Below are 25,668 nucleotides of genomic sequence, written 5' to 3'. Positions count from 1 at the left end.
GTTCCTGCTGTTGTTTCATATGCTTATCGCCGGGGCAGGAACTCTGCCGTGGGGAATACCGACAACATCATGGAAAGGTGCGAATTGATTGATTTTGACCGCTATGTTGAGCAAGCGAAGTCTTACGGCGAGTGGCCGGGGGCACAGGTGGGCACGTCGTCCGGCAGCGTTGAGGGATTGAGCTACCGCCTGTATCGGCAAACTGCCGAGAGCGAAGACGTGATCGTGGTTTATCACGGCGGCGGGGTTAACAGCGCCGCCGGGTATGACATTCTTGCGCGCCAGCTGGCCGCCGAGCCAACGCTCGCGGTGTGTCTGGTCGATATTCGCGGGCATGGCGATTCCACGGGAGAGCGGGGGGCGGTTGAGCGGCCTGAGCGTATTTGGCGCGATGTCGATGTTATCCTGGCGGAAATGCGCCTGCGTTTTCCGTTGGCACGCAGGCACCTGCTTGGCCATTCCAGCGGTGCCGGGATGTTGCTCAACTACCTGACCCGCTATCCTTGCGAACAGCAGGCGGACAGCCTGACCCTGCTGGCGCCCGAGCTGGGGCCATTTTCCGGGATGGCCCGCGATCTGCCGGCGGCGGCCCGTTTTGCCCAGGTGCGCCAATGGCCCTTTGTGGCCAATGCGCTCAGCGGTGGACGGTGGTTTGGGCAATCTCGGGCGGTCAGCCTGAATTTTCCCCCGGCCGTGCTGGCCGCTGCCCCCGATTTTGTCTGCCAATACAGCGTTAATATGGCTAACGCCTTGACACCACGCACCCCGGCAAAGCAACTGGCGGCGCTGCGATTGCCGACCTTGCTGCTGGCGGCGGTGCAGGATGAGTTGTTCAGCGCGCAATCCTTGCAGCGTTTCGTCGAACAGCACGGCAGCGTGCATGTTGCCTTTGGCTTGCTTGAGGGCAGTACGCATTTATCGTGCGTCTTTGAGGCCCACGATCATGTCCTGCGCTACCTCTCGCGCGTATTCGCTGGCGCGTCTGATGGAGACGTATCCGCGTAGCTGTTTGTTTCTTAATCACTTCTTCTCCGCCATTAACTGGACGGAGGAGTGGTGATTAAGATCACGAAATTAGTTAATAAATCTTTATGAATTTGATTGCAAAGTGTTAACATCCTGCCGATTTCATTAGGCTTGCTAATGATATTCTTATTGTCAAGGAATGCTCAGGATGGATTACCAAAACGTCTTTCAATTGACGGATCAGGAACGAAACGAGTTATTTTCGGCATTAGATAAAATTGCTTACGATCCCGCCGGCGGTGATGCGTATATTCACGCTATACGAACGGCGATGATTACCCATTTGCCCCACAGATTAAGCGCCGCATTAAGCCAGCAAAAGGCGTCAATCAAACCACGGCCTTACCTTATTTTAAAAAATGTGCCGGTGGATAAAGAAGTTTTCTTTTCCCCTTGTCCGAACCAATACACGCCTTCGGCCAAATCCGGGAATATCAGCGAAAACCTGTTGGTGGGTATTTCTTCGCTAATCGGTGAGCCCTATTCGATGTATTTCGAGGGGAAGGAGCTGATTAATAATCTGATCCCCAAACGCGAAGCCAAAAAAGAGTATACCGGTCTGGGGTTCGATGTTGAACTGGACTTCCATATTGAAAATGCGGCGCTGAAACACCTGGAACAGTTCAACGTCTCGCCGATGGGCCTGCTGCTGGCCGGTGTGCGCCGCGATCCGCACAGCCCGATGACGCGCATCTCCGATTCGCGTTTGGCGATCGCTCAACTGAGCCGCGAGGACGTCGAAATGCTGGCCAGCCCGCTGTACAGCATCAAACTGCCTTACCGCTGGCGCCAATCCACGCAGGCCGGGCGGGAAGAAACCGCGCTTGTGCCGCTGATTTCGCAAAATCACGTATTGCCGGATGTGAGCGCCGTCTTCTATCCCGGCATGATTGCGGCCAGCACGCCGCGAGCGGAAGCCGCGCTGGAGCGTTTCTACGGGCTGGTGAAAGAAAACGCCATCGGCATCGATATTTGCCCAGGCGATTTGGTGTATATCGATAACCGCTTTGCGCTGCATTCGCGCGATAAATTCACGCCTTCTTTCGATGAAAGAGATACGCCGTTGCGCTGGGTGCAACGCGTCTTCATTTCGGCAAGCTTGTGGAATCACCGCAACCTCAATCAGGTTGAAGAGCGCATTTTCTCGATTTAAGGTTATTATTCATGCTGAACGTTTTTCTTTCTATATTGCCGATTTTTTTGTTAATCGTGCTGGGCTATTTGTCAAAACTCTATGTTAAAGACGTCGCCGTATTTTGGGGCTTCTCAGACAAATTCGTTTATTACCTGTTTTTTCCGGCGCTGTTGATATTGGATATCAGTGAGGCGGATTTTAGCGGCGCGGACAGCTTTTATCCCGTTGTGGCGACCATTGTTTCCACGCTGGCCATCGCGTTGATTATTTTCGTTGGCAAACTGTTCTTCAATACGTCGGCCGATCTGTTTACCTCCATTTTTCAGGGCGGAGTCAGATACAACTCTTATGTATTCATCGCGCTGTCGCAATCGCTGTTCGGTAGCGAAGGGGTGGCACTGTCCGGTTTCTTCGTGGCATACATGATCATTCTGACCAACATCATGAGCGTGTTGGTGATGAACCACTACGGCACCGGCAGCAAGAAAAGCCTGAGCGGCGCGCTGCTGGCGCTGACGAAAAACCCGCTGATCATCGGCGCGTTGTTCGGGGTGCTGATGAACCTGTGCAACCTGCACATTACCGGCGCGCTTAAACAGCTGTTCGTTTATCTCTCCAACGCCGCCACGCCGCTGAGCCTGATGTCGGTCGGCGCAGGGTTGATCGTCAGCATGCATATCCGCAAGCTGGTTTCCATCTCTTATGCGACCGTGCTGAAACTGGTGGCCATGCCGCTGATTACCATTGCGCTGGTGCACTATTTCGGTGCTACCGGCGTGCCGGCCAGCATCGCCATTCTCTACTCCGCCGTGCCTTGCGCCGGCAACGCCTATATTCTGGCGCGGCAAATGGGGGGCGATCATGAAGCGATGGCCTCCATCATCACCTGGACGACGCTGCTGTCGGTTATCACCGTGACGTTCATCCTGGGCAGCGTAGCGCTCTAACGCCGGCGCCGGGCGGCATTCGCCCGCCCGGCGTTTTCCGCAATCCTCTCATATCCTTTCATGACGCTTTACCGCTATGCTAAAAATAGAATGGCCCGTGAATATGAAAAGGATGAATCATTTTGGCAGGAAGTAGCTTACTTACCCTCATCGACGACATCGCCTCGTTGTTGGACGACGTCTCGTTAATGAGCAAAATGGCGGCAAAAAAAACCGCCGGGGTGTTGGGGGACGATCTGGCGCTCAACGCGCAGCAGGTCACCGGCGTTAAAGCCGATCGCGAACTGCCGGTGGTGTGGAGCGTCGCCAAAGGTTCGTTGATCAACAAGGCGATCCTGGTGCCGCTGGCGCTGCTGATCAGCGCTTTTGCACCCTGGGCGATTACGCCGCTGCTGATGGTGGGCGGCGCCTACCTGTGCTACGAAGGGTTCGAAAAGGTGTTTCACAGCCTGAGCCACGGCAAGGCGGCGCAGGAGGAAAAATCGGACGGGCCCGGCGCCAATGAGGACGCTGCGGCCTATGAGAAGCGCAAGGTGAAAGGCGCAATACGCACCGATTTCGTGCTCTCTGCCGAGATTATCGCCATCACGCTGGGCACCGTTGCCGGCGCCACCTTCAGCCAGCAGGTAATCGTTTTGTGCGGCATCGCCGTCGTGATGACGCTCGGCGTGTATGGCATCGTCGCCGGCATCGTCAGGCTGGACGATCTGGGGCTGTATCTGAGCCGCAAAAGCAGCGCGTTAGCGCGCTCCCTCGGCGGCGGCATCGTGCGTGCCGCGCCTTATTTGATGAAAACGCTGTCGATTGTCGGCACGGTCGCCATGTTTATGGTCGGCGGTGGCATCCTGACCCACGGTCTGCCGCCGGTGCATCACCTTTTCGAAGACTGGGCCTCGTACACCACGGTGGTGCCGACGTTTGGCCATATCTTGCAGGGGGTGGTTCCGGCTCTGCTGAACGTGGCGTTCGGGCTGGTGGCCGGCGGCGTGGTGCTGGCGGTGGTGTCGGCGCTGGGCGCGGTGCGCGCGCGTTTCAAGGCATGATGAAAAGTCTCGCCCCGAGAGGGGCGGGACGGTGCAGACGCTTTAAAATATCAGTTTGAGAACGCCGGTAATCGTCAACAAACCCACGATAAAGATGATGGCGACAATCCACAGAATAATTTTCATTTGATTCTCCCTTACCCGTTAAATGTGGCGCGCAACTGGCGCTAACTCAATGAAATCACTCTTCACTATAGACGCTAACTTCCTGTCGTGCGTTGCCATGCATTCAGGGGTGCCGATTGTCGCCCGCGCCCAGCGCGCGTTGCATGATGTGGGTGTCGCGCCATTCCCCCAGTTTGAACCCCACGGCCTTTAACGTCCCGACGCTGGTAAAACCGAGCGACTGGTGCAGCGCCAGCGAACCGCGGTTGGCGGCGGAATCGCCGACGATCGCCAGCATCTGGCGCCAGGGGCCTTGCTCACAGCGGGCGATCAGCGCGCTCAGCAGCGCCTTGCCGACGCCTTTGCCCTGTTGCCCCTCGGCGATATACACCGAGTCTTCCACGGTAAAGCGATAGGCCGGCCGGGGGCGATACGGCGTGGCATAGCAGTAGCCCACAATACGGCCTTCGCTTTTCGCCACCAGCCAGGGCAGCCCGGCTTCTTGCACCTTGCTCAGCCGCAGCTGCATTTCCGCCAGGGTCGGCGGCTGTTCTTCAAACGAGGCGGCACCGTACAGCACGTGGTGGGTGTAAATGCGCAGCACGGCGGCCATATCGTCCGGCGTGGCATCGAGGAGGCTGAGTACGGGAGCGGAGAGCGTCATGGTAATGCCTGTTTACCTTGGAAATCAGCGGATAAACGCCATTATGCGCGCCGCTCACCGCCGGGGTAAATCGGGTTTTCTTATGGTGAGATAAGAAAACCCTATGGGGTTGTCAGCCGCACAATGCAGCGCTCTGTGCCAACTGCGGGTCCAACATGGCGATCTGCTGCTCAATCACCGCCGGAAGCACCGGCCCTGAACGCGCCAGAATTGCCCCGACTTCCGCCAGTGAAACGCCCATCCGGCGCGCCAGTTCCCCGACTTTCAATAACATATGCAGCTCCTCCCTTGTGCGTGTCGGGATACTAAAGCCTGACGCCACGTAAGGGACAAGAGCGGGAAGAAAAGATGACGTTTTAAAAATCGGTGGTCTCCAGAGAGGCAAAAGCCCAGCTGGATGGCTGGGCTTCGCAGGTCCCTGAAAGGGAGGGTATAGCATAAGGGCCTTTATCGGCTACGGCGACAATTTCACCTGATTTGTCTGTTTTGTCAACAACAGCGTACTGGTCAGAACAGCATATTTTTGGCATTGATCGACTTAATGACGGCGAGTTGTATGTCAGCAACAAGCTCGCGCGACAGACATTGGGTAAGAAAGCCTCTCTCTTTACGGGCTCTGTTCAGCCGTTGGCGGCTGACTTGCTGCACCAGATCGCCCTTTGCCCAGCGCGTTTGCGGATGAAAGAATCTCATATCTTCGATGAGTTCACGCGTAATTTCGATGTGCAATCCCCGTTCGATCTTGTTCGAATCTCTGGTGGTCGACAGCGGTACGATAATGCAGGCGTTGCCGTTAATTTTGCCGTTTAACACAACAACTAAACGGTTCTTCACCATTTCTGGTGGAATGTGGCCATCATAAAAGCCGGCTTCATGCGGTTGGCAGACTGAGAGGGGATAGTTGCCATAGTTGCACTCAAGAATTTCCCCGACCTTGGGGGCAAATTTGATCGGCATCGAGACACTCCTTTGTTGTGAACAATCCGTGTTATGGAGGAGTGAGCATGCGGGCGTTTTGCTTTTAGAGAAAGGTGTGGCGTAAGGAAACGGGGAATGAAAGTGAAATATTGCGGATTCGTACGCAGAATCCGCCTTGATGAGGGTCGAATTTACCAGCCTTTCATCGCGCCGCCGTTGAAGATTTTCTCGGCGGCCTTGGCCACTTCGTCTGACTCGTAGGCCTTGATGAAGTTCTGCACGTTCGGCGCGTCCTTGTTGTCTTCGCGGGTGACGATGATGTTGGTGTACGGCGAGTCCTTATCCTCGATGAAGATGCCGTCTTTGGTCGGCGTCAGACCGGTCTGGTTGATGTAGGTGGTGCTGATGACGGCGACGGTGACCTTTGGATCGTCCAGCACGTGCGGCAGCTGCGCGCCTTCCAGCTCCATGATTTGGTAATGGTGCGGGTTGGCGCTGATGTCCAGGGCGGTGGGCAACAACCCCTTGCCTTGTTTCAGCGTAATCAACCCGGTTTTTTCCAGCAGCAGCAGGGCGCGCCCCAGGTTGGTCGGATCGAGTGGGATGGCGATCACCGCGCCGTCCGGCAGCTCTTTGAGCGATTTTATCTTTTTGGAGTAGCCGGCCATCGGGAAGACAAAGGTATTGCCGACCGCCACCAGCTTATAGCCGTGATCTTTGTTTTGCTGTTCGAGGAACGGGCGGTGCTGGAACACGTTGGCGTCCAGTTCGCCCTTGTCGGTAGCGTCGTTCGGCAGCAGTGAACCGCTAAAGCCGACCAGCTCGACGTCCAGCCCGTATTTCTCTTTCGCCACCTGTCTGGCGACTTCCGCCACGTCCTGTTCCGCGCCGTTGATGACGCCGACCTTGATATGATTCTGATCGGTTTTTTGATCGCAGCCCTGAAGCGCCAATACGGCGGCGAAGGCCGCCGCCAGAGGGGTGATACGCCAGCGTAAGGTCATCGAAGTCTCCCTGAAAAGAACAATAAAATCAGTTGTTTTTTGTCCTTACAGCTAAGCCTGAACCGCCGATGAAGTCAAACGCTCGTTCAGCATAAACGGCTATAGCTTATAGCCGTTATGCGGCGAGGGATTATCGGCTGAGCGAACGCAGCACCACGATGCCCGGCGTAGCCATCACGTAATCCATAAAGGGCGAATCGACCACCCGCATGTTGGCCTTGCGCGAAGAGGCGTTGCGCAGCACCGGGCCGCTGTCGGTCATCACGAAGATGCCGGTGTGGGTCACGTCCAGCCCGTCCAGGTTGGTGTAAATACCGATGTAATCGCCGGTGCGCAGCTGGGCCAGCACCTTGTCGTCGACGTTGTCGCTGGGGATATAGGTCACGCTGCGTTGTACGTTGGGCAAACCGGGCAGGTAGCTGCTGCCGTCCGCCTTGCGGTTGAGGGTTTTCACGAGGGTGACGGCGTGCGGGCTGAGCTGCGCGGTGATGTCTTCGGCCACCTGGTGCGGCCGCTGCGCCCAGTCGGTGAAGAAGTGTTTGCGCTGCGGGAAGGCGATTTTGCCGTCGACGTAGCGAATGTCTACCAGACGCTGTACGAACTCGCCTTCGCTGCGGGCGGTGCTGAGCGCTTCCACATAATCGATGTAGGTGAAGCAATCCAGCCCGCGGAAGTCGATCACCAACTGCTCGGGCGTGCTCTGCGAGCCGATCAGGCGGTTGGCGAGATAGGGCGTGCCGAGAAACTCGCGCGAAATCAAATCTACGGTGCGGCCATGCGGCTGTGCGGCGGGCCAACCGGCGCGCAGCGTGAGGATCTCACGCAGCTTGCTGCGGGTGCTGGCGTCCATCTCCGGCTGCACGCCCGGCGGCGAAACGGTGACGTCGGTCGGCGGCGTTGCGGGGGTGACGGCGGCGGGGCGATCGGCGCATCCGCTCATGGCGATAGCTAACATCAGTAAAACAACCTTGTTCTGGTTCATACGGCCCTCCCTGGGTGTCGCTGGTTTATCAGAGTAAGTGATAACAGTTCTCATCCGATGGTAGGGGTTAAAAAGTAAACATAGCCTCAATGGCGGCCGATAAATCAGTAACCGATTTCGCTATTGAACGGCAAATACCAGAACAGCGCGATTTCGTGATCGGCGATCTCCGGCTCGGCGCGGTACAGCAAACGGTCGATGCCGCCGAGAATAAACCCGTAATGCTGGTAGCAGCGACAGGCGGCCAGATTGTTGTTCTGCGTTTCGAGCATCATACCCGAGGTTTCCTGCTGCCGCGCCCACTGTTTGGCGCAGTCCAGCAGTGCCCCGGCGATGCCCTGACGGCGCGCGTGAGCGCTGACCGCGATCTCGTCGATCAAGGTGTAACCGTTCCAGTTTTTGCTCAGCGTGATGTGGCCAACGGCTTCGTCCTGGCGATACGCCAGGAAGGTCACGCTGTCTTCGTTGGCGAACGGCGCCAGGGGATACTGTTTACGAAACGGCGCCACCGGCCGGGTTGGCCAGCTGTCGACCGGGCTGTCGAACTGCGGCAGGGCGTAACAGCGGATGGTAAAGCTGAAATCGCCGCGCGTCAGGTAATCATCGGGCAGCGCCTCAATGGCCGCGATGCGGATGGCCGGGGTCATTATGGCAGCTCCCGCAGCAGGCGCGCCGGGTTGCCGGCATAAATTCCCTTGCGGGTAATGTCGCGGGTCACGACCGCCCCGGCGCCGATCACCGCGTCGCTGCAGATCTCCACCGCCAGGATCGTGGCACCGGAGCCGATGGACACCCGATCGCCGACGCGCGTGCGCCCCCAACTGGCCGGATCGGCATTGGGCGCGCCGTCTTTGAACAGATCGTTGGCGAAGGTGACGCCGTGGCCGACAAAGCACGCTTCGCCGAGGGTGACGTATTCGCAGATAAAGCTGTGCGACTGAATTTTACTGCGCGCGCCGATGCTGACGTGGCGCTGGATCTCCACGAACGGGCCGACGAAGACATCGTCGCCGAGCCGGCAGCCGTACAGATTGCAGGGCTCGACAACGGTGACGTTGCGCCCGGCGTCGACGTCGACGATCCCCGCCTGGCGGGTGGTGATAACGGATGACATGACCTTCCTCGCAGCCTGGTTTTTATGGTGGGAGTATAAGACAAAGCGTTGCGGCGTTGCGCTTTCCGCACGTTTTTTCACCGAAAGACTATAATTAGTACAGGGGAGAGAGCCCCGTGGCCGCAATCCTCGCACGGGTAGCTGTCCGTCGGAGGTGTGAAATTCGTTCGCCGATCGCGGCCTACGGCGAGATAGGAGGTGTCTCATGGTCAGTCATGTTTGGGGACTTCTGGCGCATCCCAGCGCCGAGTTCGAACAGATCAAAAGCGAGAATGAAAGCGTCTCGCACCTATACACCCATCACGTGTTGCTCTTGGCAGCCATCCCGGTGGTCTGCGCCTTTATCGGCACCACCCAGTTGGGCTGGCTCTCCGGCGAGGGACATGCCATCAGGCTCGACATGTTTACCGCGCTTTATACCGCCGTGGCGTTTTACCTGCTGATGCTGGCGGGCGTAGCGGCCATGGGGAAAGTCATTCACTGGATGGCGCGGCGCTATGAATCGCGCCCCAGCCTGCACCGCTGCATGGTGTTCGCCGGCTACGTGGCGACCCCGATGTTCCTCAGCGGGATTGTGGCGCTCTATCCGGTCGTCTGGCTGTGTCTGTTTGTCGGCATTATCGGCCTGTGCTATTCGGGCTATCTGCTGAATCTGGGGATCCCGCACTTCCTGAATATCGACAGTAAGGAAGGGTTCATCTTCTCCAGCTCGACCTTCGCTATCGGTATCCTGTTGCTCGAGCTGTTGCTTGGGGTGACGGTGCTGCTGTGGGGGTACGGTTCCTGGTTGTTCTGAGTTAACGGCTGTTGTTATCGCCCCCGCGCCGGTGGAACGGCGCGGGGGCTTTTGCTTTTATACGCGGCGGAAAACCAGCATCACACCGAGCACGATGCCCGCCATGCCCAGCAGGCTCAGCGCCGCCAGCGCGTGGCCGAGCAACAGGTAGTCCAGCAGGGCGGTCACCGCCGGGATCAGATAGAACAGGCTGGTGACCTGCACCAGGTTGCCGCGCTGGATCAGGCGATACAGCAAGAAGGTCGCCAGCACCGAGATTACCACCGCCATCCACAGCAGCGGCAGTACGAACGCCGGCCGCCATTCGACCCGCAGCGGCTCAAACGGCAGCGCCAGCGTACACATCAGCAACCCGACGGCATACTGCAGCGGCAAGACCGCCAGCGGCGGCTGCGTCATGCCTTTTTGCAGCAGGGTGCCGGCGGTCATGCAGCCCAGCGCGATAAAGGCGAACAGCATGCCGCTCAGCGAGAAGTGGGCCACCATCAGGCTTTGGTACACCACCAGCGTCAGCCCGACCATTGCCAGCGCCAGGCCGAGCGCCCGCAGCCCGGTGCAGCGCCGTTCGGTGATGAACTGGGTGAGGATCGGCTGTACGCCGAGCAACGTCGCCAGCACGCCGGGCGTAATACCCTGTTCCAGCGCCAGCAGATAGCAGATTTGATAGCTGCCGATCATCAACACGCCAATCAGCGCGACGCGCCGGCGGGTGCCGGGAGCGGGCAGGCACTGGCGCTGCCACAGGCCGATGGCCAACAGCACCGCCAGCGCGATGGCGCAGCGGAAGAACAGGAAAGCGAAGGCGGAGGCGTGCTCCAACCCCCAACGGGAGAAGATCGCGCCGCTGCTCCAAAGCAGGACGAACAGCGTAGCCAGGCCGGCATTGGCCCAGAGAGAAGGTAATCGCATGTCAATTTCACCTGTCGTGAAAATTACAGGCTCCGGCGCGCGCGGCGGTCTACGCCTGAACGCAACAGATCAATAAGCCGGAGGTAAAAAGTCGGTTTGGCTTAGCGCACAACCACAATGCGCGGCGGGTAAGCGGCAACCGCTGAAACGACAGAGGAAACGGCGGGTGGAGCGGAGGAAGCACACAGCAAAACGACGGCCGGAACGGTCGCGTCTGTCGGATCTGTGCTGTGCGCCAGGTAGGTCATGTGAGTTCCTGAAAATCGGCAATGAAACTAATCGCTTCAAACATAACCAAGTTCGCCGGGATGCGCAATCGGAAATCATCATTACTTAATTGATAATGAAAATCATTATCATTAATAAAAGGCTGTGCTATGTTGCTTTGGCCGCGCAGTGTTGACGCAGGGGGCACGGCAAAAGACGTTGCGATTCGCTTTTGCAGAAGGCGGGCAATCGTGATAAAAATATCGATATGTTATAATATAACAATTAATGCATGATGAATCCAGTTCACGACATCCTCCACGTTGATGGAGTTAGCCTGACCGGCCACGGCGGGGCATTGATACTCGACAACATCCATTTCGCGCTGCGCGCCGGTGAGAAGCTGGCGGTGATCGGCCCTAACGGCAGCGGCAAGTCCAGCCTGCTGCGTGCCCTGATCGGCGAAACGCGGCCGGACAGCGGCGGCATTCACTGGCGAGGGCGGGCCTTGTCCGAGTGGCCGGCGGCGGAACGCGCCAAAAGCATCGCCTTTCTGGCGCAAAACGATTCGCCGGATTTGCGGCTGTCGGTTGAGGACTACGTGGCGTTGGGCCGTTTACCGCATGGCGAACGCTCTGCGGCGGGAAAACGCATCGTTGACGAAGCCATCGGGGAAACCGGGCTGGCGCCGCTCAGGCACCATCCGCTGGGGCGGCTCTCGGGCGGCCAGCGTCAGCGCGCCGCGCTGGCCCGGGCGTTGGCACAGTCTCCCGATCTGTTGTTGCTGGATGAACCGACCAATCACCTCGATCCGCCCGGGCGCTCGGCGCTGCTGTCGTTAGTGAAAAATAAAGAGATTGCCGTGATTGCGGTGCTGCACGATTTGCCCGTGGCAGAGGCGTTTGCCGATCGGATCCTGGTGCTGAACGAAAGCCGCCAGGTAGCCTGTGGTACGCCCGAGGCGGTGTTGCAAACTCCGGTGATTTTGCCGGTGTTCGGCATGAACAGTTTCAAGGTGGCGCATCCCGTCAGCGGGAAAACGCTGCGCATTTTTGACGTTCCCCATTGTGCTTGATCAACCAGAGAGAAACATGAACGCACGCGTATTCATCCTGCTTCTGCTGCTGGCCGCCAGGTCGGCGGCGGCCGAACATTTTCCCGTCACCGTAGAAAGCTGCGGTGTGCCGGTCACCTTCAACCAGGCGCCGCAGCGCGCCGTCATCAACGACATCAACATGGCCGAGATGGCCTTTGCACTGCATCTGCAGGATCGCATTGTCGGGCTGACCGGCATCACCGGCTGGTACAAACTGACGCCCGACTTCAAGGCCGCGATGGGCGCCATTCCCGAACTGGCGCCGAAATATCCCGCTTTGGAAACGCTGCTGGCGGCACAGCCGGATTTCTTTTTCGCCGGCTGGAATTACGGCATGAAGATCGGCGGCGACGTCACGCCGGAGAAGCTTGCCCCGTTCGGCATCAAAACGCTGGTGCTGAGCGAGAGCTGCGTACAGGCCGGCGGGCGGCCGCAGAAGGCCGATATGAATCTGCTGTATGACGATGAGCTGAAGCTCGGCAAGATTTTCGGCAAGCGGCAAGAGGCCACCGCGCTGGTTGAGGGCTGGCAGCGCCGGTTGGCTGCGCTGCCCGCCAGGCCGGCGGGCCAGGCGCCGCTCAAGGTATTCGTCTATGACTCGGGGGAGGAGAAGCCTTTCACCAGCGGCAAATACGCGATGCCGACGGCGATCATCGAAGCGGCCGGCGGCCGCAACGTGATGGACGGCTTGCCGGCGAGCTGGACGACGGCGTCCTGGGAGGCGGTAGCGGCGGCCGAGCCCGACTTCATTATTCTGCTGGATTACCAGACCGGATCGGGCGCCGATGCGCTGCGGCGCTTCCTCGAGTCCCACCCGTTGATGAAATTAACGCCTGCCGTACGGCACCATCGCTATCTGAAACTGCAGTATGCGGAGCTGACGCCGGGGCCGGCCAACATCGGCGCAGTGGAAAAGCTGGCGCGGGCGCTGTACGCGCCGGAGGCTGAATGAACTCGCCGACCCGGCGGTTTATGCTGCTCGCGCCGTTGGCGCTGTCGGTATTGTGCGGGTTAATGATCTGGAGCCTGCAGCTGGGCAGCGTCGCGCTGTCATGGCGGCAGACGATGGCGGCATTGGGGCTTTCATCGGCGCCCCTCTCCGGCATGCTGGACACTATCGTCGTGCAACTGCGGGTGCCCAGAGCCTTGCTGGCGGCCTTGACCGGCGCCGGGCTGGCGATGACCGGCGCGCTGCTGCAGACCACCACCCGCAATGAGCTGGCCGATCCTTTTTTGTTTGGGCTCTCCTCCGGCGCCTCCGCCGGCGCGGTGCTGGTCATCACGCGCTTCGGCGATGCGCTGGGCGCGCTGACGTTGCCGCTGTCCGCCTTCGCCGGCGGCGTTTTGTCCGCCTTGGCGGTGATGATCCTGTTTCGCGTCGGCCGGGTCAGGCGCGCCGAGCAGCTGATCGTCTGCGGCCTGGCGGTCTCGTTTTTGTTCAGCGCGCTCACCAGCTACCTGGTGTTTTCCGGCGATCAGCGGGCGGCCGGTTCGGTGTTGTTCTGGTCGCTCGGCGGGCTGGGGCTGGCGCGTTGGGATAATCTGTTCATTCCGCTGGCGAGTTTCGTGCTGCTGGCCGGGTTTACGGCGCTGCGTTGGCGGGCGCTGGACGCGCTGCTGGCGGGCGAGCAAACCGCCCATTCGATGGGGGTCAACGTGGCGCGCCTGCGCACCGAGACCTTTCTGTGCTGCGCACTGTCCACGGCGTTTCTCGTTTCGCTGACGGGCGTGATCGGCTTTGTCGGGCTGATGGTGCCCTACCTGGCTCGGCGCCTGGTGGGCGTGCGCCACCGTTTGGCCGTGCCGATGTGCGGCCTGCTGGGGGCGACGCTGCTGACCGGCGGCGACATGCTCAGCCGCAGTCTGATCCCCCATCAGGAGCTGCCTATCGGCATCATTACGGCCGGGCTGGGGGGCGCGTTCATCGTGTCCTTGCTGCTGCGTGCGGAACGATGAACGCCACCCTGTTTCAATAGAGCTCCAGATGCAGGCGCTGCTGTTCAATCAGCGTCTGCCACAGGTTTTCCGCCCCGCAGGCTTGCTCTAGCGCCGTCGCCACGGCATGTTCCAGATACTGGCGATTGCCGCACAGGTAGACATGCGCTCCCCGCCGCAGCAGGCCGCTGATGGCATCGGCATGCTCGCCGATCGCATGCTGCACATAATATTTGGCGGCGGCGTCGCGCGAGAAGGCGGTGATGAGGCGCGTGAGTACGCCCGCGGCGTTCAGTGCAGCCAATTCCTCGCGATACAGGAAGTCTTCATCGCGCCGTTTTTCGCCGAAGATCAGCACGGTTTCGCGCCGTTCACCCTGGGCGGCCATTTCGCGCAGCAAGCCTATCAAGGGCGCGATGCCGGTACCGGTACCGATAAGCAGCACCGGTACGGTGGTATCGCGCGGCAGGTAAAAGCCGGGGTTGGCGCGGCAGAAGAGGCGGAAAGGGCCGGGTTGGCTGAGCAGCCAGCCGGTCGCCGTGCCGCGCCGGGTGCGGCCGTCGCGTTCATATCGTACGTCGCGCACGCACAGGTCGAGGCTCTCTACCCGCGTTGCCGAAGCGATGGAGTAGGCGCGCGGCAGGCAAACGGGCAGCAGCGCCAACAGGTTCTCCAGCGTGACCGTCTGCGGCGGGCAAAAATCGTGCAGTACGTCCAGCAGATCGGCGCCGTACAGATAGCTCTCTAGGGCTTTGCGCTGGCGGATCTTGAGCAAGCCTTTGAGCTCTTCGCTGTCGGCCAACTGCGCCAGTTCGCGCAGCGTCGTTTTGCTGAGCTGGCGCAGTTCCCGGCGGCGCAGCGCGTCAGCGGCCTCCGGCCTGCCGAGCCAGTCAGCCAGCCGGGTCAATAATCCTTCGTCGTTCTCCGGCAACAGATAGACGGTATCCCCAGCCCGGTAAACGATGCCGCTGCCGGCGATATTCAACCGCAGGTGCCAGGCCTGCGGCGTGCGTGCGCTGAGCGGCCGCCGTTCAAGGAGGGCGGCGCTGAACGCATGGTCTTCGCCGTAGGCGGTCACGCGCAGATGCAAATCGCGGCCGGCCTGGGCATCGCCGGCCAGCACCTTCTCCAGCGTCGTCAGCCAGGTTGCGAAGAACGGTTCGAAGTTAACGTCGGCGTCGACGCGATTGATGATGGCGCGGGCGCCGTATTGCGTCAGACGTGCATCCAGCGCCTGCGTGAAGCCGCAGAAATGCGGGTACGCGGTGTCGCCGAGACCGAAGATGGCGTAGCGCAACCGGTGGCGATCCGGCCATTGCGCCAGCGCGTCGGAAAAACGCTCGGCGTTGGCGGGCGGTTCGCCGTCGCCAAATGAGCTGGAGACGATCAGCAGGGCGTCACGTTCGCCCACATCGGCGGGCTGGATGGCGTTGAGTTCTTTCACGACGGGGCGGTAGGGTTGCAGGCTGCTTTGCTCGCCCAGGCGCATCGCCAGCGCCCGGGCGTTGCCCGACTCCGAACCGTAACCAATCAGGATGCGTTCGATAAGGTCGGCCATGGCGGTTACTTGTCGTAGTGGTTGTCGAACTGTTCTTTGGCGAATTCCACCGATTCGAAGTCGGTCATCAGATCGTTGATCACGCGGCGGATGCTGATATAGGCCGCGATATTGCCCTGGGCGTCATACAGCGGCTGCACCGTGGTGTCGACCACGTACAGCACGCCGCCTTTGCCGACGTTCGGAATGATGCCGGTCCAGATGCCGCCTGCCTTGATGGTGTCCCACATCGCTTTGTAAACCGCTTTCGGCACGGAAGGGTGGCGCACGATGCTGTGGGGCTGGCCCACCAGCTCTTCCCGGGAAAAGCCGGTCAGCTGGCAAAACAGATCGTTGACGTAGGTGATGGTGCCCTGCAGATCGGTGGTGGAGATCACCATCACTTTATCGAGTGCGGACAACAGCTGGGCGGAATCGAGGGTTTGACTCATGGTAGGTTCCTTCTCATTAACAACTTCGCGGTGATTGCCACGGCGGATGCCATGTATCCGTCATGACAGCTTTGTAATTGATTCTCATTTGCGATTGTGCGGTGAATGGTAATCGGGAAATTTATAAGTTGCAATAAAAATACATCTTTAAGGGCGCAGAAAGGTCACGACGAGGCAGGCAGGGGGAGAGGAAGCCCGCGCCGGGTGCGGCGGCGGGCTAATCGGGCGGTCTTAGCGGGGGTTTTCGGCCCAGCCTTTACGTTTGCTGGTTTTGCCGATGCCGGGGTTGAAGCTGTTGGTCGGATCGGCGGTGCGGTAGAACGCCTGCAGATCTGCCTTGGCGTGGTACAGGTGGCCGACGTTATGTTCCGCTGGGTACTCGGCGCCGCGCCGGTTGAGGATCTCGAGCATTTTTTCCTTCAGCGCGTGGCTGTCGACGCCCTTTTTCACCACGTAGTCCTGATGGAAGACGTGGCACATAAAGTGGCCGTAATACAGCTTATGCACCAGCTGGCTGTCGATCTCCGGCGGCAGGGTTTCGAACCAGTCGGTGTCGTTGCGGCGCAGGGCGATATCCAGCGCCAGAATATCCTCCACCTTGTCGGCGTGCACCGCATGGTAGCGCACGGCGGCGCCGGCGGCGGCGAAGCGGTGCAGGAAGGCCTTTTTGCCTTCGTCAGGCGTGCAGGTGAAGAAAGCGCCTTCGGCCTGGGCGAAGTACTCGGTCAGGTAGCGCTGCGCTTCGTCTACGCCGGGGCCGGCCATCTTCAGCAGCAGGTGATGTTCGAAACGTTCGCGGTATTCCTTCATGCGCTTCGGCAGGTGGCTCGGCGCCAGATGGCTCAGGCCCTGCATCAGCCGATCGGTCAGGTTGTGCGGCAGCAGCGGCAGCTTGTTGAGGCTGGCGTCCATACGGCCTTTCAGGGTGAAGAAGCGCGGCATCTGATCGGTGCCGAGCTTGTCGATCATCATGAAGGTGTCTTTGCCGTACACCTCGGCGATGTCGAAGATATCGCGGTGCATGTACTCACCGGCCACCGGCAGGTTTTCGAACTGGCTCAGCATGTGGCGGCGCAGTTCGGTCAGCACCGCGGTGTCGTTGGTGCCGATATAAAACACCTGCTCTTTGCCTTCTTTCTCGAAGGTGTCGAGTCGCACCGCGAACACCGCCAGCTTGCCGGCGCAGCCGGAGGCCTCGTACAGGCGGCGTTTGTCGGCGTTGAAGCGGGAAGGGGTGTCGGCATCGACGTCACGCACCCGGCTGGCGTACTCGTTATCCGAGGCGCGCAGCTCGCCGTACTCGACGTCTGTCGGGCGATAGTCGCCTTTTTCCAGCCGGGTGAGGATCTCTTCCGGCGTGTCGCCGAGGCGGATGCCCAGATGGTTCACCAGGCGCAGCTGGCCGTCTTCCCCTAGCTGGGCGTACAGCGCCATTTCGGTATAGGCCGGGCCGCGTTTCACCAGCGAGCCGCCGGAGTTGTTGCACACGCCGCCGATCACCGAGGCGCCGATGCAGGAGGAGCCGATCACCGAATGCGGTTCACGGCCGTAGGGCTTGAGCAATTTCTCGAGGTGGTGCAGGGTGCTGCCGGGGAAGCCGACCACCTGCTTGCCGTTATCCAGCACCTGAATATGGTCGAGGCGCAGGGTGCTGACGATGACGATATCGCGGTCATAGTCGTTGCCGCTGGGGGTCGATCCTTCGGTCAGGCCGGTATTGGCGGCCTGCATGATGACGATTTTGTCGGCGGCCACGCAGGCCTGCAGAATGCGCCACAGCTGCAGCAGGCTGGTGGGAAACACCACCGCCAGCGCCTGGCCTTCGCCGGAGCGGAACCCCTTGCGATAGCGCTCGGTGTTGCGATCGCCGGTCAACAGCTGCGGGCCGCCGACGATGTCTTTAAGCTGGTTGATAAATGCCTGATTGCCTGACTGCATGCTGCCTGTCTCCCTGTCATCCCCGTCGCTTTAACCGCGGCGCCGGAGTGCCGCATATAAGCTAAGAGGTTATAAATTAAATAACTTATTAAGCTATCAGCTTGCCAGGCTAATGGCTTGCGGGTTTAGTAGCGCTCGGCGTAGCCGGCCCGGCGCTCTTCGTCGCGTAGCGTCAGGATCTCCACGCCGTCGGCGGTGACCGCCACGGTGTGCTCCCACTGCGCCGACAGTTTTTTGTCGCGCGTCACCACCGTCCAGCCGTCTTTCTTCTGCTTGATGCGGCGGTCGCCCTGATTGATCATCGGCTCGATGGTGAACACCATGCCTTCCTGTAGCACCATACCGCTGCCGGGTTGACCGTAGTGCAACACCGCCGGCTCTTCATGCATATCGCGGCCGATGCCGTGGCCGCAATACTCCCGCACGATGCTGTAGCCGGCCTGCTCGGCGTGCCGCTGGACGGCATGGCCGATATCGCCCAGGGTAGCGCCCGGTTTTACCGCGCGAATGCCCTGCCACATCGATTCATAGACGTTGTTCACCAGCCGTTTGGCCAGCGGCGTCACCTGGCCGACGCAGTACATCTTGCTGGAGTCGGCGATATAGCCGCCGTTTTCCAGCGTGATGTCTACGTTGATAATCATGCCGGAACGCAGGATTTTGCTGGCCGACGGCACCCCGTGGCACACCACATCGTCGATTGAGGTGTTGAGCACATAGGGGAAATCATACTGCCCTTTGCTGGCCGGGCGCGACTTCAGCTCGTCGACGATAAACGCCTCGGCGCGGTCGTTGATCTCCATGGTGGAGATGCCTTCGACGATAACCTCATCGAGCATAGCAAACACTTTCGCCAGCAGGGCGCCGGAATGGCGCATTTTGGCAATCTCTTCCGGCGTTTTAATCACAATCTGTTTCACCCGACAATCTCCTTCAGCGTCAGCGCGTTATCTTTCATCATCTTTTTTACCAGCTGCGGGTAGGTCAGTTCCGGATGGAATTCCGCCAGCATGCCGATTTTGATCCAGTATTCAGCCTGCGCGTTGATCGAACGCGTCATGGTCAGGCTGGCGAGGCGCAGATCGTCATGCAGCGCGTCTGAAATTTTTACGATGCCCATCGGCGTCTCCCTAAGTGAACGATATACGAAGTGTATACGTTTAGGATGGTGGCGATGTGGCATTCTGTGGCGTAAGAAGATTCTGGCAACAACGATTGCCGCCGCCAGACAATGCGTTTATTGTGATGAACGACTTTTTTGCCATGATTTTTCAGAAGGATTTAAGGCGTGACTAAACTACGTGTTGGGGTGATTTTTGGCGGTAAATCGGCGGAGCATGAGGTGTCGCTGCAGTCGGCCAAAAACATTGTGGATGCAATCGACAAAGAGAAGTTTGATGTCACGCTGCTGGGGATCGACAAACAGGGGCAGTGGCACATCAACGACGCCTCCAACTACCTGCTCAACGCCGAGAACCCGGCGCTGATCGCGCTGAACCGCTCGAACAAGAACGTGGCGCTGATCCCGGGCCAGGAAAAACAACAGCTGATCGAAGCGGGCAGCGCCGGCGCGCTGGGCCAACTGGACGTCATCTTCCCGATCGTGCACGGCACGCTGGGGGAGGACGGCTCGCTGCAGGGGCTGCTGCGCATGGCCAATATGCCGTTCGTCGGCGCCGGCGTGCTCGGCTCGGCGGTCAGCATGGACAAAGACGTGACCAAGCGCCTGTTGCGCGACGCCGGGCTGGCGGTGGCGCCGTTCGTCACCCTGACGCGCGCCAACCGCGCCGGATTCACGTTTGAGCAACTGAGCGAGCGCCTCGGCCTGCCGCTGTTCGTCAAGCCGGCCAACCAGGGCTCCTCGGTCGGGGTCAGCAAGGTGGAAAACCGCGCCGAGTTCGACGCGGCGGTATCGCTGGCCTTCAGCTTCGATCATAAGGTGCTGGTGGAGTCGGCGATCGTCGGCCGCGAGATCGAGTGCGCGGTGCTGGGCAACGACGATCCGCAGGCCAGCGTGTGCGGCGAGATCGTGCTGAGCGACGCCTTCTATTCTTACGACACCAAATACATCAATGAGCAGGGCGCTCAGGTGGTGGTGCCGGCGGCAATCGCGCCGGAAGTGAGCGACCACATCCGCGAGGTGGCGCTGAAGGCGTTCCGCACGCTGGAGTGCTTCGGACTGGCGCGGGTGGATGTGTTCCTGACGCCGGACAACCAGGTGGTAATCAACGAAATCAACACGCTGCCGGGCTTCACCAACATCAGCATGTATCCCAAGCTGTGGGCCGCCAGCGGCGTCAGCTATCAGGCGCTGATCACGCGCCTGATCGAATTGGCGCTGGAACGCCACCAGCAGGATCGTGCGCTGAACAGTTCGGTATTCGATCGCTAAACGTGGCAGGGGGCGGCGGTGCCGCCCCCGTCTATCATTTCACCGTCACGTCGATGTCGCCGAAATACTTCTTCGACAGCGCCGCCACCGTGCCTTGCTGTTTCACTTTGGCGATGGCGGCATCCAGTTTTTTCTTCAGCGCCTCATCCCCTTTACGCAGGCCGAAGGCGATACCTTCACCGAGGATTTTGTCGTCGCGCACCGCCTCGCCGACGAAGGCGAAGCCTTTGCCGTCCGGCTGCGACAGGAAGCCGCTTTGCCCCGACGGCGCCATCACCAGCGTGGCGTCGAGCCGACCGGCCGCCAGATCGAGGTAAACCTGATTCTGATCCTGATAAGACACCACGTCCACGCCCGCCGGCGCCCAATGGGTTTTGGCGTAAATCTCCTGAATCGATCCTTGCAGCACGCCCACGTGTTTGCCCGCCAGCGATTTGGCGTCCGGCAGCAGGCCGCTGTCGGCCTTGGCGATCAGGCGGTTCGGCACCTGATAGATGGCGTCGGTAAAGGCGATCGCCTGACGCCGCTGTTCGGTCACGTTCATCGCCGAGTTGATGGCGTCGAACTTGCGCGCCTGCAATGCCGGGATCAGGCTGTCGAACGAGGTTTCCACCCAGCTGCATTTCAACTGCGCGGCGGCGCATACCGCGTCGCCCAGTTCGATGTCGAACCCTTCCAGTTTGCCGCTGGCGGATTTGGATTCGAACGGCGGATACAGCGCTTCCAGGCCGAAGCGCAGGCTGTTTTCCGCCGCCAGCGAAGTGCCGGCGGCCAGCAGGCATCCGGCGGCGAACAGCGTTTTCAGTGCTTTCATAGGCAGTGCCCCTTTCCCATGGTCGGACAAAAAATTACGCCTGGCTCAGGCGGCGCGCGCCTTCCAGCAGGGTCTCGTTATCTTTGGAAAAACTCAGCCGGATTAGGCCGGTATTGGTGCCGTCGCTGTAGAACGCCGACAGCGGGATCGTCGCCACCTTCGCTTCGCGGATCAAGCGTACGGCGAAATCATTGTCGCTTTCGTGACTGAAGCCGCTAAAACGGGCCAGCATGAAGAAGCTGCCGTGGCTGGGCAGCAGCTCAAAGCGCGAATCCTGCAAGGCGCTGGCCAGCAGATCGCGCTTTTGTTGGTAAAACGCCGCCAGCCCCAGGTAGCTCTGCGGGTTGGCGAGCGCGGCGGCGAAGGCGTGCTGCATCGGCGTATCGGCGGAGAACACCATAAACTGGTGCACCTTGCGGATCTCGTCCATCAGCGCCGCCGGCGCCAGGCAGTAGCCGACGCGCCAGCCGGTGACGTGGTAGGTTTTACCGAACGACGACACGATCACGCTGCGTTCCGCCAGCTGCGGATAGCGCGCCATGCTGTGGTGAATTTCGCCGTCGAACACCACGTGTTCGTAGACCTCGTCGGACAGGATCACGATGTCGGTGTCGCGGGTCAGGGCGGTCAGGCGTTCGATGTCGTGCTCGTCAAACACCGCTCCGGTCGGGTTGTGCGGCGTGTTGATGATGATCATGCGCGTTTTGCCGTTGATGGCGGCGGCCACTTCGTCCCAGTCGACGCGAAAATCCTGCAGCGACAGTTTGATCGCCACCGGCGTGGCGCCCTGTAGGCGCACGATTGGCGCATAGCTGTCGAACGCCGGTTCGAAATAGATCACCTCGTCGCCGGGATGCACCAGCGCGCTGATCGCCGAGTACAGCCCTTCGCTGGCGCTGGCGATCACCGTGATTTCTTCGTCGGCGTCATAGCGTGCGCCATACAATCGTTCAGCTTTTTCCGCCAGAGCAGCACGTAACGCCGCCACGCCGCTCATCGGCGCGTATTGGTTATGACCTGTGCGCATGGCTTGCGCCGTAGCCTCGATCAGCTGCGGGTCGCCGGCGAAGTTGGGCGCGCCCTGCGACAGATTGAGGGCCTGATGTTCTGCGCTGAGTTGGCCAATGACGGTGAAAATGGTGGTGCCGACGTCCGGCAGCTTCGAGCGGGATGAACAGGCGCTCTGCATGATGGGCTCCAGGCAAACAGGGAAGTGTTGAGCGATTAAGCATCAGCCGGCGTAGGCGGACAAGGGAAAGTTTGTCATACTTGCCATGCACTACGATCATACCTACTCGAGGCCCGCTATGCCGATATCCCTGCCGTCGCTCGACGTGTTGAAAACCTTCGTGGTGGTGGCGCAACGCCTCAACTTTACCCATGCCGCCCGGGAGCTGCACCTGACGCAGGGGGCGGTCAGCCGGCAAATTCTCGGGCTGGAGCAGCGCCTGGGTTATCCGCTGTTCAGCCGCCAGGCGCGCGGTTTGGCGCTGACGCCGCAGGGCGTGCAACTGCTGGCGCCGGTGCAGCAGGCGCTGGGGCAGCTGGACGAGGCGCTGACGCGGGCCGCCGCCCCGCCCGGGGCGCTGCGCATCAAATGCCCGACCTGCGCGATGCGCTGGGTGCTGCCGCGCGTGATTCGCCTGCAGAATGAACGGCCGGACATGCATATCGAGCTGACCGCCTCGGTGTCGCACGGCCTGGATTTCAGCACCGAGCAGTTTGACGCCGCGGTGGTATTCGGCCGGCCGCCGGGTAAAAAACTGACCGCGCACCTGCTGTTCGACGAAATCCTCACGCCGGTCTGCACGCCGACGTTTCTGCCGCCGGCGCCCCGGCTGGCGGATTTGACGGACAAAACCCTGCTGCACCCGACGCGCGATCGGCGCGACTGGCTGCGCTGGCTGAAGGCGGCGGGGGCCGATGCGCTGCCGTCCGGCAAGGCTCAGCATTTCGATACTCTCGATCTGGCGATGAGCGCCGCGCTGCAGGGGTTCGGCATCGCCATCGGCGATCTGTGCCTGCTGGAGGAGGATATTCAGGCGCGGCGCGTCGTCACGCCTTTCCCGCTCTGCGTCAGCAGCGGCGCGGCCTATTATCTGGTCTATCCTGAACGCGGGGCGCCGCCGCCGGCGTTGGCGCCGCTGATCGATTTTCTGACGGCGGAGGCCGCCGACAGCCGCGCCCGGCTGCAGAATTACCTGCCGATAACCTGTAATGCTTTGTAAACATTACCGATGCGAATTCCCTTGGCGATGAAACAGAGTGTGGCAAACTGTTTCTTCACTCCGATTAAACCTCGCGGCTTTGGCTGCGGAAACACGCCTGAGATAAAACAAGATGAAATGGCTTTGTGTGGTGAGTATGTTGTCCGGTCTGGCCCTCAGCCCGGCTTTTGCGCAGGAAACGCCGATAACGCAGGGCATTCACGCCCAGCAGCGCGACGCCTTCGTGTCCCATTTGATGAAGCAGATGACGCTGGAAGAGAAGATCGGCCAGCTGCGGCTGATCAGCGTCGGGCCGGATAACCCGAAAGAAGCGATCCGCGAGGGCATCCGCAAAGGGCAGATCGGCGCCATCTTTAATACCGTCACCCGGCCGGACATTCGGGTGATGCAGGATCAGGCGATGCAGCTCAGCCGCCTCAAAATTCCGTTGTTCTTTGCCTATGACGTGGTGCACGGCCAGCGCACCGTGTTCCCGATCAGCCTGGGGCTGGCGGCCAGCTTCGATCTGGAAGCCATTGCGCTCAGCGCCCGGGTGGCGGCGCAGGAGGCCAGCGATGACGGTCTGAACATGACCTTCGCGCCGATGGTCGATATCACCCGCGATCCGCGCTGGGGCCGGGTCTCCGAAGGCTTCGGCGAAGACACCTGGCTGGTGTCGAAAATCGCCAAAGTGATGGTCGACGGTTATCAAAACGGCGACCCGGCCAAGCCCGGTTCGGTGATGGCCAGCGTTAAGCACTTTGCGTTGTACGGCGCCGTCGAAGGCGGCCGCGATTACAACACCGTCGACATGAGCCCGCTGCGCATGTATCAGGACTATCTGCCGCCTTACAAAGCGGCGGTGGATGCCGGCAGCGGCGGGGTGATGGTATCGCTCAACTCGGTGAACGGCGTGCCGGCCACCGCCAACCCGTGGCTGCTGAAAGACCTGCTGCGCGACCAGTGGGGCTTTAAAGGCATCACCATCAGCGACCACGGCGCAATTAAAGAACTGATAAAACACGGCGTGGCCGCCGACGCGCGCGACGCGGTGCGGCTGGCGATCACCTCCGGCGTCGACATGAGCATGAGCGACGAGTTTTACGACAAATACCTGCCGGGTCTGGTGAAAGACGGGCTGGTGCCTGAAAGCGATATCGATCGCGCCTGCCGCGACGTGCTGAACACCAAGTACGACATGGGGCTGTTCACCGATCCGTATGTGCATCTGGGCCCAGCGGGTTCCGACCCGCAGGACACCAACGCCGAAAGCCGTCTGCACCGCGCCGAGGCGCGGGTGGTGGCACGCAAAACGATGGTGTTGCTGAAGAACGATAAGCAGACGCTGCCGCTGAGCAAGCAGACGACCATCGCGCTGGTCGGGCCGATGGCCGACAGCCAGCGCGACGTGATGGGCAGCTGGTCGGCCGCCGGAGTGGTCAAGCAGTCGGTGACCCTGCGCGAAGGGTTGGAGCGGGCGGTGGGCGACAAGGCGCGCATTCTTTACGCCAAGGGCGCCAACGTCACGCAGGATAAGGGCATCATCGACTACCTGAACGAGTATGAGCCGGCGGTGGCGTTCGATACCCGTTCGCCGCAGCAGATGATCGACGAAGCGGTACAGGCGGCGAACAAGGCCGACGTGGTCGTGGCGGTGGTGGGGGAATCGCAGGGTATGGCGCATGAGGCCTCCAGCCGCGCCGATATCACGATCCCGCAGAGCCAGCGCGATCTGATCGCCGCGCTGAAAGCCACCGGCAAGCCGCTGGTGCTGGTGCTGATGAACGGCCGGCCGCTGGCGCTGAGCTGGGAGAGCGAGCAGGCGGACGCGATGCTGGAAACCTGGTACAGCGGCACCGAGGGCGGCAACGCGGTGGCGGACGTGCTGTTCGGCGACTACAACCCGTCGGGCAAGCTGCCGATGACCTTCCCGCGCTCGGTCGGCCAGATCCCGATGTACTACAACCACCTGAACACCGGCCGCCCGTTCGGCAAGGAGAATCCGGGCAAGTACACCTCGCGCTACTTCGATTCGCCGAACGGCCCGCTGTATCCGTTCGGTTACGGCCTGAGCTACACCACCTTCAGCCTGTCGGATCTGAAACTGTCCAGCCCGACGATGGCGCGCAACGGCAAGCTAACCGCCAGCGTCACGCTGAAAAATACCGGCAAGTACGACGGCGCCACGGTGGTGCAGCTGTATCTGCAGGACGTGACCGCCTCGGTCAGCCGGCCGGTAAAAGAGCTGCGCAACTTCAAGAAAGTGACGCTGAAGGCCGGCCAGTCGCAGCAGATTGAGCTGCCGATTAGCGAAGACGATCTGAAGTTCTACAACGCCAGCTTGAAATGGGGGGCGGAGCCGGGCAAATTCAACGTGTTCGTCGGCCTGGACTCCGACAACGTGCAGGCGCAAAGTTTTACGCTGAAGTAACCCTGTCCCCCTCGTT

At 60.5% G+C, this 25,668-nt stretch carries 26 protein-coding genes and 1 pseudogene; 11 read left to right on the top strand and 16 right to left on the bottom strand.

What is annotated here, in order from left to right:
- Window positions 1-48 precede the first annotated feature (48 nt).
- From ACUXAC_RS13015 to ACUXAC_RS13000, 4 genes are all read left to right on the top strand, one after another.
- On the top strand, window positions 49-1,005 hold the full coding sequence (locus tag ACUXAC_RS13015; protein WP_454266692.1) for an alpha/beta fold hydrolase: 957 nt from the start codon (window positions 49-51) through the stop codon (window positions 1,003-1,005).
- 169 nt (window positions 1,006-1,174) lie between these two features.
- Window positions 1,175-2,179, top strand: coding sequence for a TauD/TfdA family dioxygenase (locus ACUXAC_RS13010; protein ID WP_070914071.1), 1,005 nt, complete (start codon window positions 1,175-1,177; stop codon window positions 2,177-2,179).
- An 11-nt stretch (window positions 2,180-2,190) separates the two neighbouring features.
- Window positions 2,191-3,108, top strand: a complete 918-nt coding sequence (locus ACUXAC_RS13005) for an AEC family transporter (protein ID WP_025301959.1) — start codon at window positions 2,191-2,193, stop codon at window positions 3,106-3,108.
- 122 nt (window positions 3,109-3,230) lie between these two features.
- Complete coding sequence (locus ACUXAC_RS13000; RefSeq protein WP_033647067.1) at window positions 3,231-4,151, top strand: DUF808 domain-containing protein; 921 nt, start codon at window positions 3,231-3,233, stop codon at window positions 4,149-4,151.
- A 42-nt stretch (window positions 4,152-4,193) separates the two neighbouring features.
- Here the strand turns inward: ACUXAC_RS13000 and ACUXAC_RS12995 are convergent, their stop codons facing one another.
- The 8 genes and pseudogenes from ACUXAC_RS12995 to ACUXAC_RS12960 all read right to left on the bottom strand — a co-directional run bounded on the left by ACUXAC_RS12995 (window position 4,194) and on the right by ACUXAC_RS12960 (window position 8,938).
- A complete protein-coding gene (locus tag ACUXAC_RS12995) occupies window positions 4,194-4,277 on the bottom strand; it encodes a small membrane protein YohP (protein ID WP_016928643.1) in 84 nt (27 codons plus the stop codon).
- Between the two features lie 103 nt (window positions 4,278-4,380).
- Window positions 4,381-4,920 carry a GNAT family N-acetyltransferase gene (locus ACUXAC_RS12990; RefSeq protein ID WP_087762124.1) on the bottom strand — a complete coding sequence of 180 codons (540 nt, stop codon included), beginning with the start codon at window positions 4,918-4,920 and terminating at the stop codon, window positions 4,381-4,383.
- A gap of 121 nt (window positions 4,921-5,041) precedes the next feature.
- Window positions 5,042-5,167: pseudogene (locus ACUXAC_RS12985) on the bottom strand (MerR family transcriptional regulator); the annotation flags it as partial.
- A 260-nt stretch (window positions 5,168-5,427) separates the two neighbouring features.
- Window positions 5,428-5,877 (bottom strand): type II toxin-antitoxin system PemK/MazF family toxin, encoded by a 450-nt coding sequence (locus ACUXAC_RS12980; protein ID WP_060420998.1) that lies wholly within the window; start codon window positions 5,875-5,877, stop codon window positions 5,428-5,430.
- A gap of 152 nt (window positions 5,878-6,029) precedes the next feature.
- Entirely contained in the window at window positions 6,030-6,842 is an 813-nt protein-coding gene (locus ACUXAC_RS12975) for a MetQ/NlpA family lipoprotein (protein WP_454266691.1), read from the bottom strand.
- Between the two features lie 130 nt (window positions 6,843-6,972).
- Entirely contained in the window at window positions 6,973-7,824 is an 852-nt protein-coding gene (locus tag ACUXAC_RS12970) for a DUF1460 domain-containing protein (protein WP_049201093.1), read from the bottom strand.
- 104 nt (window positions 7,825-7,928) lie between these two features.
- Window positions 7,929-8,471, bottom strand: coding sequence for a GNAT family N-acetyltransferase (locus ACUXAC_RS12965; protein ID WP_087762125.1), 543 nt, complete (start codon window positions 8,469-8,471; stop codon window positions 7,929-7,931).
- Window positions 8,471-8,938, bottom strand: a complete 468-nt coding sequence (locus ACUXAC_RS12960) for an acyltransferase (protein ID WP_033637546.1) — start codon at window positions 8,936-8,938, stop codon at window positions 8,471-8,473. Before ACUXAC_RS12960 ends, ACUXAC_RS12965 begins: the two co-directional genes overlap by 1 nt.
- A 205-nt stretch (window positions 8,939-9,143) precedes the next feature.
- Here ACUXAC_RS12960 and ACUXAC_RS12955 point away from each other — a divergent pair, with 205 nt between their 5' ends.
- Complete coding sequence (locus ACUXAC_RS12955; protein ID WP_004939641.1) at window positions 9,144-9,734, top strand: Yip1 family protein; 591 nt, start codon at window positions 9,144-9,146, stop codon at window positions 9,732-9,734.
- A 57-nt stretch (window positions 9,735-9,791) separates the two neighbouring features.
- Here the strand turns inward: ACUXAC_RS12955 and ACUXAC_RS12950 are convergent, their stop codons facing one another.
- On the bottom strand, window positions 9,792-10,643 hold the full coding sequence (locus ACUXAC_RS12950) for a DMT family transporter (RefSeq protein ID WP_060421010.1): 852 nt from the start codon (window positions 10,641-10,643) through the stop codon (window positions 9,792-9,794).
- 565 nt (window positions 10,644-11,208) lie between these two features.
- On the opposite strand from ACUXAC_RS12950, the gene ACUXAC_RS12945 reads away from it, so the two are divergent.
- The 3 genes from ACUXAC_RS12945 to ACUXAC_RS12935 are packed head-to-tail and all read left to right on the top strand — an operon-like array spanning window position 11,209 to window position 13,902.
- The gene (locus ACUXAC_RS12945; RefSeq protein WP_060421015.1) at window positions 11,209-11,925 is read left to right on the top strand and encodes an ABC transporter ATP-binding protein; all 717 of its coding nucleotides are present in this window, start codon (window positions 11,209-11,211) and stop codon (window positions 11,923-11,925) included.
- Between the two features lie 16 nt (window positions 11,926-11,941).
- Window positions 11,942-12,898, top strand: coding sequence for an ABC transporter substrate-binding protein (locus tag ACUXAC_RS12940; RefSeq protein ID WP_060440463.1), 957 nt, complete (start codon window positions 11,942-11,944; stop codon window positions 12,896-12,898).
- The gene (locus ACUXAC_RS12935) at window positions 12,895-13,902 is read left to right on the top strand and encodes a FecCD family ABC transporter permease (protein ID WP_089185652.1); all 1,008 of its coding nucleotides are present in this window, start codon (window positions 12,895-12,897) and stop codon (window positions 13,900-13,902) included. The genes ACUXAC_RS12940 and ACUXAC_RS12935 overlap by 4 nt, the downstream gene beginning before the upstream one ends.
- 13 nt (window positions 13,903-13,915) lie before the next feature.
- On the opposite strand, the gene ACUXAC_RS12930 is transcribed toward ACUXAC_RS12935, so the two are convergent.
- The 5 genes from ACUXAC_RS12930 to ACUXAC_RS12910 form a co-directional block, all read right to left on the bottom strand.
- Complete coding sequence (locus ACUXAC_RS12930; protein WP_089185653.1) at window positions 13,916-15,439, bottom strand: flavodoxin domain-containing protein; 1,524 nt, start codon at window positions 15,437-15,439, stop codon at window positions 13,916-13,918.
- 5 nt (window positions 15,440-15,444) lie between these two features.
- A complete protein-coding gene (locus tag ACUXAC_RS12925) occupies window positions 15,445-15,870 on the bottom strand; it encodes a PAS domain-containing protein (RefSeq protein ID WP_060421025.1) in 426 nt (141 codons plus the stop codon).
- A 231-nt stretch (window positions 15,871-16,101) separates the two neighbouring features.
- Window positions 16,102-17,808, bottom strand: a complete 1,707-nt coding sequence (gene dld / locus ACUXAC_RS12920; protein WP_060421028.1) for a D-lactate dehydrogenase — start codon at window positions 17,806-17,808, stop codon at window positions 16,102-16,104.
- Between the two features lie 125 nt (window positions 17,809-17,933).
- On the bottom strand, window positions 17,934-18,728 hold the full coding sequence (gene map / locus ACUXAC_RS12915; RefSeq protein ID WP_084826624.1) for a type I methionyl aminopeptidase: 795 nt from the start codon (window positions 18,726-18,728) through the stop codon (window positions 17,934-17,936).
- Window positions 18,725-18,928 (bottom strand): ParD-like family protein, encoded by a 204-nt coding sequence (locus tag ACUXAC_RS12910; protein WP_006324220.1) that lies wholly within the window; start codon window positions 18,926-18,928, stop codon window positions 18,725-18,727. The genes map and ACUXAC_RS12910 overlap by 4 nt, the downstream gene beginning before the upstream one ends.
- Window positions 18,929-19,096: 168 nt before the next feature.
- Here ACUXAC_RS12910 and ddlA point away from each other — a divergent pair, with 168 nt between their 5' ends.
- Window positions 19,097-20,200: a D-alanine--D-alanine ligase gene (gene ddlA / locus ACUXAC_RS12905; protein ID WP_060387420.1), complete on the top strand. Its 1,104-nt coding sequence runs from the start codon at window positions 19,097-19,099 to the stop codon at window positions 20,198-20,200.
- Window positions 20,201-20,234: 34 nt separating this feature from the next.
- On the opposite strand, the gene ACUXAC_RS12900 is transcribed toward ddlA, so the two are convergent.
- Complete coding sequence (locus ACUXAC_RS12900) at window positions 20,235-21,014, bottom strand: ABC transporter substrate-binding protein (RefSeq protein ID WP_060421038.1); 780 nt, start codon at window positions 21,012-21,014, stop codon at window positions 20,235-20,237.
- 34 nt (window positions 21,015-21,048) lie between these two features.
- On the bottom strand, window positions 21,049-22,203 hold the full coding sequence (locus tag ACUXAC_RS12895) for a pyridoxal phosphate-dependent aminotransferase (protein ID WP_060421041.1): 1,155 nt from the start codon (window positions 22,201-22,203) through the stop codon (window positions 21,049-21,051).
- 118 nt (window positions 22,204-22,321) lie between these two features.
- On the opposite strand from ACUXAC_RS12895, the gene ACUXAC_RS12890 reads away from it, so the two are divergent.
- Both ACUXAC_RS12890 and bglX read left to right on the top strand, forming a co-directional pair.
- A complete protein-coding gene (locus ACUXAC_RS12890) occupies window positions 22,322-23,242 on the top strand; it encodes a LysR substrate-binding domain-containing protein (RefSeq protein WP_454266690.1) in 921 nt (306 codons plus the stop codon).
- Between the two features lie 112 nt (window positions 23,243-23,354).
- Window positions 23,355-25,652, top strand: a complete 2,298-nt coding sequence (gene bglX / locus ACUXAC_RS12885; protein ID WP_454266689.1) for a beta-glucosidase BglX — start codon at window positions 23,355-23,357, stop codon at window positions 25,650-25,652.
- Window positions 25,653-25,668 lie beyond the last annotated feature (16 nt).

The organism is Serratia sp. 121840015-1, from assembly GCF_053627655.1.
Note: the sequence above shows the minus strand (reverse complement) of the source record. Positions and strands in the feature narration are given on the sequence as shown.

Coding starts and splice junctions, on each gene's coding strand:
- ACUXAC_RS12975 (WP_454266691.1), bottom strand. CDS start 6,842: ATGACCTTACGCTGGCGTATCACCCCTCTGGCGGCGGCCTTCGCCGCC.
- ACUXAC_RS12965 (WP_087762125.1), bottom strand. CDS start 8,471: ATGACCCCGGCCATCCGCATCGCGGCCATTGAGGCGCTGCCCGATGAT.
- dld (WP_060421028.1), bottom strand. CDS start 17,808: ATGCAGTCAGGCAATCAGGCATTTATCAACCAGCTTAAAGACATCGTC.
- ACUXAC_RS12925 (WP_060421025.1), bottom strand. CDS start 15,870: ATGAGTCAAACCCTCGATTCCGCCCAGCTGTTGTCCGCACTCGATAAA.
- ACUXAC_RS12970 (WP_049201093.1), bottom strand. CDS start 7,824: ATGAACCAGAACAAGGTTGTTTTACTGATGTTAGCTATCGCCATGAGC.
- ACUXAC_RS13010 (WP_070914071.1), top strand. CDS start 1,175: ATGGATTACCAAAACGTCTTTCAATTGACGGATCAGGAACGAAACGAG.
- ACUXAC_RS12955 (WP_004939641.1), top strand. CDS start 9,144: ATGGTCAGTCATGTTTGGGGACTTCTGGCGCATCCCAGCGCCGAGTTC.
- ACUXAC_RS12960 (WP_033637546.1), bottom strand. CDS start 8,938: ATGTCATCCGTTATCACCACCCGCCAGGCGGGGATCGTCGACGTCGAC.
- ACUXAC_RS12990 (WP_087762124.1), bottom strand. CDS start 4,920: ATGACGCTCTCCGCTCCCGTACTCAGCCTCCTCGATGCCACGCCGGAC.
- ACUXAC_RS12910 (WP_006324220.1), bottom strand. CDS start 18,928: ATGGGCATCGTAAAAATTTCAGACGCGCTGCATGACGATCTGCGCCTC.
- ACUXAC_RS12935 (WP_089185652.1), top strand. CDS start 12,895: ATGAACTCGCCGACCCGGCGGTTTATGCTGCTCGCGCCGTTGGCGCTG.
- ACUXAC_RS12900 (WP_060421038.1), bottom strand. CDS start 21,014: ATGAAAGCACTGAAAACGCTGTTCGCCGCCGGATGCCTGCTGGCCGCC.
- ACUXAC_RS12895 (WP_060421041.1), bottom strand. CDS start 22,203: ATGCAGAGCGCCTGTTCATCCCGCTCGAAGCTGCCGGACGTCGGCACC.
- ACUXAC_RS12940 (WP_060440463.1), top strand. CDS start 11,942: ATGAACGCACGCGTATTCATCCTGCTTCTGCTGCTGGCCGCCAGGTCG.
- ACUXAC_RS12890 (WP_454266690.1), top strand. CDS start 22,322: ATGCCGATATCCCTGCCGTCGCTCGACGTGTTGAAAACCTTCGTGGTG.
- ACUXAC_RS12950 (WP_060421010.1), bottom strand. CDS start 10,643: ATGCGATTACCTTCTCTCTGGGCCAATGCCGGCCTGGCTACGCTGTTC.
- ACUXAC_RS13005 (WP_025301959.1), top strand. CDS start 2,191: ATGCTGAACGTTTTTCTTTCTATATTGCCGATTTTTTTGTTAATCGTG.
- ACUXAC_RS12980 (WP_060420998.1), bottom strand. CDS start 5,877: ATGCCGATCAAATTTGCCCCCAAGGTCGGGGAAATTCTTGAGTGCAAC.
- ACUXAC_RS12995 (WP_016928643.1), bottom strand. CDS start 4,277: ATGAAAATTATTCTGTGGATTGTCGCCATCATCTTTATCGTGGGTTTG.
- bglX (WP_454266689.1), top strand. CDS start 23,355: ATGAAATGGCTTTGTGTGGTGAGTATGTTGTCCGGTCTGGCCCTCAGC.
- ACUXAC_RS12930 (WP_089185653.1), bottom strand. CDS start 15,439: ATGGCCGACCTTATCGAACGCATCCTGATTGGTTACGGTTCGGAGTCG.